Source organism: Micromonospora sp. NPDC005174, assembly GCF_040608495.1.
GTDB lineage: Bacteria > Actinomycetota > Actinomycetes > Mycobacteriales > Micromonosporaceae > Micromonospora.
This window is the reverse complement of the sequence record NZ_JBEXIJ010000003.1, coordinates 386,360-394,970: the sequence shown is the minus strand read 5'-3', so window position 1 is coordinate 394,970 and position 8,611 is coordinate 386,360. Positions and strand designations below refer to the sequence as shown.

The 8,611-nt window shown below is 74.1% G+C and carries 3 protein-coding genes; 2 read left to right on the top strand and 1 reads right to left on the bottom strand.

Features of this window, described 5'->3' with window-relative positions; translation table 11 throughout:
- Window positions 1-367: 367 nt before the first annotated feature.
- Entirely contained in the window at window positions 368-5,050 is a 4,683-nt protein-coding gene (locus tag ABZU91_RS06380) for a DEAD/DEAH box helicase (RefSeq protein WP_355234764.1), read from the bottom strand.
- Window positions 5,051-5,228: 178 nt separating this feature from the next.
- Here ABZU91_RS06380 and ABZU91_RS06375 point away from each other — a divergent pair, with 178 nt between their 5' ends.
- Window positions 5,229-5,615 (top strand): hypothetical protein, encoded by a 387-nt coding sequence (locus tag ABZU91_RS06375; RefSeq protein ID WP_355234761.1) that lies wholly within the window; start codon window positions 5,229-5,231, stop codon window positions 5,613-5,615.
- A 152-nt stretch (window positions 5,616-5,767) separates the two neighbouring features.
- Window positions 5,768-8,602 carry a Na+/H+ antiporter subunit A gene (locus ABZU91_RS06370; protein WP_355234758.1) on the top strand — a complete coding sequence of 945 codons (2,835 nt, stop codon included), beginning with the start codon at window positions 5,768-5,770 and terminating at the stop codon, window positions 8,600-8,602.
- Window positions 8,603-8,611 lie beyond the last annotated feature (9 nt).

Genomic DNA, 8,611 nt, shown 5'->3' with positions numbered 1-8,611 from the left:
CCTCACCGACGACGAACCCACCGGACACGTCACCCTCACCGGACACGCCGGCCGAGGCGCCATCAGCCGCGCCCATCAAGATGACTCACAGGCATCAACGCCACAACAGTGTTGGCTGGCCCTCCGGCAGGGGAGAGCTGCCGGATCGCCCCCGGTGCTGCCGGCGGGTGGGTCTGCCACACGAATGGCCGTCACGCGGGGAGCCGATGACGCGCACGGAGGCCGGGCGCGATAGGCCAGCCGTGCAGGTGGAGTGCCGACCGGTTGAGCCAGCCGCGCGGGTGACGCATCCACCGGTTGAGCCAGCCGCGCGGGTGGCGCATCCACCGGTTGAGCGAGCCGCAGCGGTCGTAGGTCGCGGGGCGGGTCAGCCGCGTAGGCGCAGGCCGCGTGGGGTGGCCCGGAAGCCGGCGGCGGTCAGCGCGTCACGCAGCGGCGAGGAGTGCACCGCCTCGCCGTCGGCGCGCTCGACCGACATCGCGCCCAGCGCTCCGGAGTGGACGGCGTCGGCGAGCGCCTTGCCGGCCGCCGCGAGCGTCTCGGTGTCGTCGGTGAAGGAGAGCAGCGTCCGACCGCCGCGTTCCACGTACAGCACCAGGTCGCCGGCGACCTGCACCACCAGGGCACCCGCCTTGCGGCCGGCCCGGTGGCCGGTCGCGGCAGTGGCACCGTCGCCGGAGTCGACGACGCGGTCGGGCCAGGGCAGTGCCGCACCGTACGGGTTGGCGGGATCGGTGGCCGCGAGGACGGTGGTCGGCCCGCCGCGGCCCCGCGCGCCGTCGGCCGGCTCGGCCAGCGCGCGCAGCCGGTCCACCGCGCCGGGCACCGCGAACTGCGCCGCGCCGAGACCCTCGACGAAGTAACCCCGGCGGGCCGCGCCGCGTTCCTCGAGCGCCGACAGCACCGGGTACACCGCGGAGAAACCACCGACGACCTGCTCGGCCATGACCGCGCCACGGGTGACGACGCCGTGCCGTTCCAGCAGGACGTCGGCGAGGGCGGCGGCCCGCCTGGTCGGGTCGAGATCCCGCTCGGGAAGTCGTGACCAGCGCCCGGCGACGGTGGGTGGGCCGCTGCGGGTGGGCAGCGCCACCCGGCCGGGGCGCCGGTAGCGGGTGCGCGGCGCCGACGGACGCGACCGGTGCGCCCCACCCGCCCCGAGCACCGCCCGCAGCGGTGCGAGGGTGTCGTTGGTCAGGTGTCCCGCCCAGACCAGATCCCAGATGACCCCGGTCAGCGCGGCGTCGTCGGTGGCACCGACCCGGTCGGCCAGCGCGCGGAAGAACAGCGCCTGCCCGTCGCCGAGCGCGTCGAGCACCGCGTCGTGCAGCGGGGTGCGCGTCAACGCCTCGTCGGGCGGCGGGAGCAGCAGCGGCGCGGCGTCCGCGTACGCCAGGGTGACCCAGCCGTCGCCCCCGGAGATCGACCCCGATCCGGCCCAGAGCACCTCCCCGCTGGCACACAGCTCGTCGAGCTGGGCGGGGGAGTAGTCGGCGACGCGGCCGGGCAGCACCAGTCGTTCCAGCGCGGACGCCGGCACGGCGGCGCCCTGCAACTGCTCCACGGTGGCCGCGAGCGCCTCCACACCTCGCGCCGACGAGCCGACCTGCTGCCAGCGGGGCAGGAACGTGGCGAGGGCCCGGGGCGGCACGGGCTCGATCTCCCGACGCAGCGCCGCGAGCGAGCGGCGGCGCAGCATCCGCAGCACCTCGGCGTCGCACCACTGCGCACCGGCCGTGTCGGGTGTGAACTCGCCGGAGACGACGCGACCGGTGGCGGCGAGGCGGCGCAGCGCCTGCTCGACCACGAACACGCCGAGCCCGAAGCGGGCCGCGCAGGAGGCGGCGGCGAACGGCCCGTGCGTGCGGGCGTACCGGGCCACCAGGTCACCGAGCGGATCGGCCACCGGGGCGAGGTACGCCTCGGCCACCCCGACGGGCAGCGCCACGCCGAGCGCGTCACGCAGCCGGGCGGCGTCCTCGACACCCACCCAGCGCTGCTCGCCGGCGATCCGTACCCGCAGCACCCGACGGGAGGCCTCCAACTCGGTCAGCCAGCCCTCCGGCACACCCCGCTCGGTCAACTCGGCGTCGCTCAGGTCGCCCAGCACCCGCAGCAGTTCGACCACGTCCTCCGCGTCGCGCGGGCGGCGCTGGTCGGTGAGCCAGCGCAGTTGCCGGTCGGTCTCGGCGAGCACCGCCGGATCCAGCAGCTCGCGCAGGTCGACCCGGCCCAGCAGCTCACCGAGGAGCGTGGAGTCCAGGGCGAGGGCGGCGGCGCGGCGCTCGGCGAGCGGGGCGTCGCCCTCGTAGAGGAACGCGCCGACGTAGCCGAAGAGCAGCGACCGGGCGAACGGCGATGGCGCGCTGGTCTCCACCTCGACCAGGCGGACCTTGCGGGCCGCGAGGTCGCGCATCAGCTCGGCCAGCGCCGGCTGGTCGAAGACGTCCTGCAGGCACTCCCGCGCCGCCTCCAGGGTGACCGGGAAGTCGGCGTACTCGCGGGCGACGTCGAGCAGTTGCGCGGCGCGTTGCCGCTGCTGCCAGAGCGGCTGGCGGCGGCGCGGGTCGCGGCGGGGCAGCAGCAGCGACCGGGCGGCGCACTCCCGGAAGCGGGCGGCGAAGAGCGCCGAGGTGCCGACCGACTCCTGCACCAGTTGGGCGATCTCGTCGGGGTCGAAGACGACCACGTCGGCGCCGGGTGGCTCGTCGGCGGTGTCCGGGAGGCGCACCACGATGCCGTCGTCCGAGGGCATGACCTGGGCGTCCACCCCGTACCGCTCGGCCAGTCGGCGGCCCACGGCGAGGGCCCAGGGTCCGTTGACGCGCGCGCCGAGGACGCTGTGTACGGCCAGTCGCCAGTCGCCCAGCTCGTCGCGGAAGCGCTCGACCACGACGGTGCGGTCGTCGGGCAGCGAACGGGTGGCCTCCCGCTGGTCGCGCAGGTAGGCCATCAGGTTGGTGGCGGCCCAGTCGTCCAGGCCGCCCTCGCGCAGCGCGGCGAGCGCGGCCTCGTCACTCTGCCGCAGCAGGGCGCGGACCCGGGCACCGATGGCGCGACCCAGCTCTACAGGACGGCCGAGCTGGTCGCCCTTCCAGAACGGCATCCGCGCGGCCTGACCCGGGGCGGGGGAGACCAGCACCCGGTCCGGCGTGATCTCCTCGATGCGCCACGAGGACGAGCCGAGCAGGAAGACGTCGCCGACGCGCGACTCGTAGACCATCTCCTCGTCCAGCTCGCCGACCCGGGCGGCCCGCTCCGCGCCGGCGAGGAAGACCCCGAACAGGCCTCGGTCGGGGATCGTGCCACCGCTGGTCACCGCCAGCCGTTGCGCGCCGGGGCGACCGGTGAGCTGGTCGCTGGCCCGATCCCAGACCAGTCGGGGACGCAGCTCGGCGAACGCCGTGGACGGGTAGCGGCCGGAGAGCATGTCCAGTACGGCGTGCAGGGCGGAATCCGGCAGCTCGGCGAAGGGTGCGGCCCGCCGGACCAGGACGGCCAGGTCGCCGACCTGCCACGGCTCCAGGGCCACCATCGCGACGATCTGCTGGGCCAGGACGTCCAGTGGGTTACGCGGGTAGTGCAGTTCCTCGATCGCGCCGTCGGTCATCCGCTGGGCGACCACCGCGCAGGACAGCAGGTCGCCGCGGTGCTTGGGGAAGACCACCCCACGGGAGACCGCGCCCACCTGGTGCCCGGCCCGGCCGACGCGTTGCAGGCCGGCGGCGACGCTCGGCGGGGCCTCGATCTGCACCACCAGGTCGACCGCGCCCATGTCGATGCCCAGCTCCAGGCTGGAGGTCGCCACGACCGCCGGGAGCTGGCCGGACTTGAGCGCCTCCTCGATGTGCTTGCGCTCCTCGCGCGAGACGCTGCCGTGGTGCGCGCGGGCGATCACCGGCGCGGCCCCGGCCGCCGCGCCGGACTGCGCCATCACCTCGGCGGGCGGCCGGTTTCGCGTCGGGCCGGCCGGGCCGCCCCACCGCTGCGCGCCGGGCACCGGGTCGCCGTCGGCCGCCGGCTCGTCGCCCGCCGACAACCCCTGGGGTACGACGATCGCGCCCCCGCCCGACGCGGAGGCGACCGCGGCTGAGGCCACCTCCTCGGCTGCCAGCTCGTTGAGCCGCGCGCACAGGCGCTCGGCGCTGCGGCGGGAGTTGGTGAAGACGATGGTGGAGCGGTGCTGCCCGATCAGCGAGAAGACCCGTTCCTCGACGGCCGGCCAGATCGAGGCCCGGCGTGGCCCGGGCCCGCCGAGGGCGTCCTCGGGTGGCTGCTCCTGCTCGTCGAGGCGGGTCATGTCCTCCACGGGGACCTGCACGCTGACCTCGATGGTCTTCGCCGTCTTCGGCTGCACGACGTCGACCGGCCGGGCGCCACCGAGGAACCGGGCGCAGGCGTCGATCGGCCGGACGGTGGCGGAGAGGCCGATCCGTTGGGCCGGCGTGGGCAGCAACTCGTCGAGGCGTTCCAGGGAGAGTGCGAGGTGGGCCCCGCGCTTGCTGCCGGCCACCGCGTGCACCTCGTCGACGATCACCGTCTGGACACCGCGCAACGAGTCCCGGGCGGCCGAGGTGAGCAGCAGGAACAGGGACTCGGGCGTGGTGATGAGGATGTCCGGTGGTGTGCGGGCGAAGGCCCGTCGCTCGTCGGCCGGCGTGTCACCGGTGCGCATCCCCACGGTGATGTCGGGTGGCGGGACGCCGAGCCGGGTCGCCGCCTGCCGGATGCCGGCCAGCGGGGCGCGCAGGTTGCGTTCGACGTCGACGGCGAGGGCCTTGAGCGGGCTGACGTAGAGCACGCGGCACCGCTGCCGCGCCTCGGCCGGCGCGGGCTCGCGGGCCAGCCGGTCGAGCGACCAGAGGAAGGCCGCGAGCGTCTTGCCGGAACCGGTGGGTGCCACGACCAGGGCGTTACGACCGGCGGAGACCGACCGCCAGGCACCGGTCTGGGCGGCGGTGGGAGCGGCGAAGGCGGCGTCGAACCAGGCGCGGGTGGCCGGACCGAACCCGTCCAGCACCTCGCCCTTGCCCACGTCTGACCCGCTCACCGGTCCATCGTGCCCCGCCGGTACGACAACCACGAACGACCCACGGCGGATCGTGCCGCGCTGTGTGGAAATTGCGTTTGATGCACCATTAATACGTTAAGTCTCACTTAACTGCTTGCTTGTGAGGAGCAACATAAAGTAACTTCACCCGCAACGCGAACCGGGTGGGAGGAATCGGATGACCGGCGAGCCGCGACACGTCGAGCCCGGCACCGATGTGCTGATCCGCAAGGTCGACAGTCACCTCGCCACGCTCCGCGGCGGTCTGCACGGTCCCGAGCTGGAGCTCGCCGAGCGTCTCGCCGGCTGCCTGCGGGAGCTGGTCGTCTCCACCGCCCAGGCCAGCGCCGCCGACCGGGGTCAGGTCCGCGTCGCCGTGCACTACTTCGTGTTGCGCCGGGAGAGTCGAGGCCGGCTGCTCTCGATGCGGTCACTCGCCGTCGCGGAGCGGGTCGTCGCCAAGGTCGCTCGCCAGCTCGGTCGCGTCGACCTGTTGGCCGACCTCCGCCGCGGCGATCAGAACCTCGACGACGCACAGCCCATCGGCGACGCCCTGCTGCGCTGACCGACCGCCGCCTCTGGCGACCGCGCTGATCGCACATTGCGCCCTATAGCGGAGCAATTCCGGTAAAACCGCCCGAGGGTCGGGGATCTGGCGTCTGATCGCTGAAGACACCACCGCTGCGCGGGCGTCGGCCACCTCGATCGGGAGTGCGAGTGCTGGTACTGCTCATCCTCCACCTGGTGGCGGCCCTCGTCGCGCCGCTGTTGGTCCGGTGGTGGGGTCCCCGCGCGTGCTATCCGCTGGCACTCGCGCCGGCCGCCGCGTTCGGGTGGGCGCTGGCCCGTACCCCGGCCGTCGGGCACGGCGGCGCGGTGGTCGAGACGTACCCGTGGATCGGGCAGTTGGGTCTCGACATCGCGCTGCGCCTCACCACGCTCTCCTGGCTCATGACCCTGCTGGTCGGCGGGGTCGGCGCGCTGGTGCTGGTCTACAGCGCCCGGTACTTCGAGGCCGGCGCACCCGGGATGGCTCAGTTCGCCGCAGTCCTGGTCGCCTTCGCCGGCGCGATGCTCGTCCTGGTCTTCGCCGACGACCTGCTGCTGCTCTACGTCGGCTGGGAACTGACCACGATCTTCTCGTACCTGCTGATCGGGCACAGCACCGAACGCCGGGCCAGCCGCTGGGCGGCGGCGCAGGCGCTGACCGTCACCACGCTGGGCGGGCTGGCCATGCTGGTCGGGTTCATCCTGCTGGGCGAGCACGCCGGCACCTACCGCTGGTCCGAGATCGCCACGCATCCACTGCCCGGCGGCGGCTACCTCGTCACGGCGGTGTTGTTGATCCTGACCGGAGCCCTGTCCAAGTCGGCGGTGCTCCCGTTCAGCTCCTGGCTTCCGGTCGCGATGGCGGCACCCACCCCGGTCAGCGCGTACCTGCACGCCGCCGCCATGGTCAAGGCCGGCGTCTACCTGGTCGGGCTGCTCGCGCCGGTCCTCGCCACGGTGGGTCCGTGGCGCCCCCTGGTCCAGGTCGCCGGGGTGACGAGCATGCTCGTCGCCGGTTGGGCGGCGCTGCGGCAGAACGACCTCAAGCTGCTGCTCGCGTACGGGACGGTCAGCCAGTTGGGCCTGCTCGTCGCGGTGACCGGCGCGGGGACGCCGGACGCCGCGCTGGCCGGTACGGCGATGCTGCTGGCGCACGCCCTGTTCAAGGCGGCGCTGTTCCTGGTCGTCGGCGTCATCGACCACGGCGCTGGGACCCGCGACCTGCGCGAGCTGTCCGGGCTGCGGCACTGGTCCCGGCCGCTGTTCTGGGTCGCGGTGCTGGCGGCGGCGTCGATGGCGGGCGTACCGCCGCTCGTCGGGTTCGTCGCCAAGGAGGCGGTGTTCGCGGCGTTCACCCACGATCCGGTGCTCCTCGCCGGGCTGGTCGCCGGAACGGTGCTCACCGTCGCGTACAGCGCCCGCTTCCTCTGGGGCGCGTTCGCCGACCGGCCGGGCGTCGAACCGGTCCCGCCGGCGCCGATCGCCGCGTCGATGTTGCTGCCACCGGCCGTGCTCGCCCTCGTCGGGCTGCTCGCCGGACCCGCCGCCGGCGTGCTGGACGGCCTGCTGAGTCCGTACGCCGAGCTGCTGGGCGCCCCCGACGCGCACCTGACGCTCTGGCCCGGACCGACCGCGGCGCTCGGTCTGTCCGGGCTGGCGCTGGCCTGCGGCATCCTGCTGTTCACCCTGCGCGGGCCGCTCGCCCCCGCGCTGGCCCGGCTCCGCTCGCCGGTCGGCGGCAACCAGGGGTACGAGTGGGTCGTGGGCCGGTTCGACCGGTTCGCCATCGGGGTCACCGGTACGACGCAGCGGGGTTCCCTGCCGCAGTACCTCGGGATCATCCTCGTCACGCTCGTGCTGCTGCCCGGTGGGGCGATGCTCGCCGCCGGGCCGTGGCGGGCCCGGCTGCCGCTCTGGGACAACCCGCTGCAACCGGTGGTCGTGGTGGTGATCGCGGTGGCCGCGCTGCTCGCCGTCGGCGCTCGTCGGCGGTTGACCGCGATGCTGCTGGTCGGCGTGACCGGCTACGGCACCGCCATGCTGTTCATCCTGGGCGGTGCGCCGGATCTCGCGCTCACGCAGTTCCTGGTGGAGACCGCGACCATCGCGGTGTTCGTGCTGGTGCTGCGCCGCCTGCCGCAGCGATTCTCGGCCCGGCCGCTGCGCCGCAGCCGGTGGACCCGTCGGGTGATCGGCGTGGCGATGGGCGTCGTGGCGGGCGGGCTCGCTCTCGTCGCGGCCGGTGCCCGCCGCGCGCCGGACATCTCCACCGTCTTCCCGGCACTCGCGGTGGGCGAGGGGTACGGCCGCAACGTGGTCAACGTGACCCTTGTCGACATCCGGGCCTGGGACACCATGGGTGAGGTGTCGGTGCTGGTGGTGGCCGCGACCGGGGTGGCCAGCCTGATCTTCGAGAGGTCCCGCACCGGGCCCAGGCCGCGCCGGCCGGAGTCCGCCGAGGCCGCCGCCCCACCCCATCGGCCCGTCTGGTTGCGCGGTGGCCCCACCCTCTACGAGGAGCAGCGTTCGATCGTGCTCGAGGTGGTCACCCGACTGATCTTCCACACGGTGGTGCTGTTCTCACTGTTCCTGCTCTTCTCCGGGCACAACGCGCCGGGCGGCGGGTTCTCGGGCGGCCTGGTGGCCGGGCTCGCGCTGGTGGTCCGCTACCTGGCCGGCGGCAGGTACGAGTTGACCGACGCCGCCCCGGTCGGCGCCGGCCTGATCCTCGGCGCGGGGCTGGCCCTGGCGGTGGGTACGGGCGTGGTGGCGCTGCTGGCCGGTGGATCGGTGCTGGAGAGCACCAAGCTCGACGTGTCCCTGCCGCTGGTCGGTGACGCCCACCTGGTCACCTCGCTCTTCTTCGACATCGGTGTGTACCTGATCGTGATCGGGTTGCTGCTGGACATCCTGCGCAGTCTCGGAGCCGAGGTGGACCGGCACATCGAGGCCAGCGGAACGGCGAGCGGCGGTCTGGCCGTCGACAAGGGCGGCCGGCCGTGAGCGCGAGGA